This window comes from Actinoplanes sp. NPDC048791, from assembly GCF_040650095.1.
In the GTDB taxonomy this organism is placed as follows: Bacteria; Actinomycetota; Actinomycetes; order Mycobacteriales; family Micromonosporaceae; genus Actinoplanes.
This window is the reverse complement of record NZ_JBEZGQ010001203.1, coordinates 1-2,311: the sequence shown is the minus strand read 5'-3', so window position 1 is coordinate 2,311 and position 2,311 is coordinate 1. Positions and strand designations below refer to the sequence as shown.

Here is a 2,311-nt window from a genome sequence, read left to right as displayed (position 1 = left end):
GTCGGCAGCGAGTACGCCTGGGGCACCTGGAAGACAGTCCTCACCCAGGATCCGGTCCGCCTGCGCGTCTACGCCGCCAAGCTGGTCACGCTCGGCCTGGCCGCGCTCGCCGGAGTGCTCGCCGTGTTCGCCGCGGGCGCGGTGGCGAGCGTCGCCGTCGCGTTCGCCGAGGATCGGGCGATCGCCTGGCCGGGCGCCGGTGACCTGCTCGCCGGGATCGCCGCGGGCTGGTTGATCGCGGCGATGTGGACGGTCCTCGGCGCGCTGCTGGGCATCGCCCTGCGCGGCGTCGCCCTGCCGGTCGGCCTGGGCCTGGTGTGGCTGCTCGCCGTGCAGAACCTGCTGGCTCTGATCGCCGCGCCCCTGCTCGACTGGGTGGCGCAGCTGCAGAAGGCGCTGCCCGGCCCGAACGCGGGCTCGCTGGTCGCGGCCCTCGGCGCGGGCGGCGACACCCCCGGCGTCGAGGCGCTGGTCGGAGGCGGCCAGGCCGCGCTGATCGTGGGGGCATATCTGCTGGTGTTCGCGGTGGCGGGCGGCGCGCTGCTGCGTCGCCGTGACATCCTTTGAGCGTCATGAAACGGGTACCCGGATACCTGACGGACGGGCTGCTCACGCTCGTCCTGCTGGCGATCGGCCTGGCCGGCACCGCCCCCGCGGGCCGCAACCAGGGCATCCCGTCCGTGTCCGGCTGGGCGTACGCCCTGGTGGTCATCGCGGCTGTGGTGATCGCGGCCCGGCGCCTGCTGCCCGTGACAGTGCTGGCCGTCACGACGGTGGCCGTGTCCCTCTATCTGCTGGGCGGCTTCCCGTTCGGGCCGATCCTGCTGAGCCTGGCCATCGCCGTCTACACGGTCGCGGCCCACCGACCGCTCGGCCAGGCCGCCATCGCGGCCGCCGGCGCCCTCGGCCTGCTGATCATCGCCGGACTGATCGGCGACGGACTCGGCATGGAGGCCGTCGCCCCGCAGGTGGCGTGGGTTGCCGGCCCGCTGGCGATCGGCGTGACCGTGCGCGTGGGACGCGAGCAGGCCCTGCAGAACCGCCGCGACGAGGCCCGCCGCCAAGCGGACGCCGAGCGCCTGCGAGTGGCCCAGGAGGTGCACGACGTGGTCGGCCACGGCCTGGCCGCGATCATGATGCAGGCCGACATCGCCCTGCACGTGCTGCCGAAACAACCGGAGCAGGCGGAGGCGGCGCTGACGGCGATCAGCCGCACCAGCCGCGAATCCCTCGACGAGCTGCGGGCCACCCTGGGCGCGGTCCGCCGGGGCGACGACCCCGACGACCGCTCACCCGCCCCGGGGCTGGCCCGCCTGGACGAACTCGTGGACCGCACCCGCGCCGTGGGGGTCCCGGTGGCGGTCGACGTGGCCGGGCCGCTGGGTTCGCTGCCCGCGGCGGTCGACCTGGCGGCGTACCGGATCGTGCAGGAGTCACTGACCAACGTCCTGCGTCACGCGGGCACGGCCACCGCCTCGGTCCGCCTCGCCCTGACCGACGACGACCTGACCGTCTCGATCAGCGACACCGGCCGCGGAGGCCCTCCTCGCCCGGCCCGCGACGGCCACGGCCTGGCCGGCATGAAAGAACGCGTGTCAGCCCTGGGCGGCTCACTGACCGCGGGCCCCCGACCGGAAGGCGGCTTCGCCGTGACCGCGACCCTCCCGGTGCGCCGATGACCACCGGCCGGACGATCAGCGTGGTGATCGCCGACGACCAGGACCTGGTCCGGCTGGGCCTGCGCACCCTGCTGACCAGCGAGGACGACATGCTCGTGGCGGGCGAGGCAGCGGATGGGCTGGCCGCGGTCGAGCAGACCAGAACGCACCGCCCGGACGTGGTCCTGATGGACGTCCGCATGCCCGGCATCGACGGCATCGAAGCGACCCGCCGCATCGCCGCCGACCCGGCCCTGACCGGCACCCGCGTGATCGTCCTGACCACCTTCGAGATCGACGCCTACGTCTTCGACGCCCTCCGCCACGGCGCGAGCGGCTTCCTCATCAAGGACACCAAGCCGGCCGACCTCGTCCGCGCGATCCGCCTGGTGGCCGCCGGCGAAGCCCTGCTGTCGCCGTCGGTGACCCGGCGGGTCGTCCGCGAGTTCGCCTCCCGGCCGACGCGCGTGCTGCGCCCGCACCCTCGCCTCGACGCCCTCACCGACCGCGAACGCGAAGTCGTCAGCCTGGTGGGCGAAGGTTTGAGCAACGAAGAGATAGCGGCCCGGCTGGTCCTGAGCCCGGCGACAGCCCGGACCCACGTCAGCCGGGCCATGGTGAAACTGACCGCCCGCGACCGCGCCCAATTGGTG

3 protein-coding genes are annotated in these 2,311 nt (G+C 74.2%); all 3 read left to right on the top strand.

Annotated elements, in window-relative coordinates:
* Nucleotides 1–567 (top strand): ABC transporter permease (locus AB0C29_RS44350; protein WP_360833812.1); only part of this gene is annotated, 567 nt, incomplete at its 5' end.
* 5 nt (nucleotides 568–572) lie between these two features.
* Entirely contained in the window at nucleotides 573–1,679 is a 1,107-nt protein-coding gene (locus AB0C29_RS44345; RefSeq protein ID WP_360833810.1) for a sensor histidine kinase, read from the top strand.
* Nucleotides 1,676–2,311, top strand: a 636-nt coding sequence (locus AB0C29_RS44340; RefSeq protein ID WP_360833808.1) for a response regulator transcription factor, incomplete at its 3' end; no start/stop codon positions are given. The genes AB0C29_RS44345 and AB0C29_RS44340, both read left to right, overlap by 4 nt.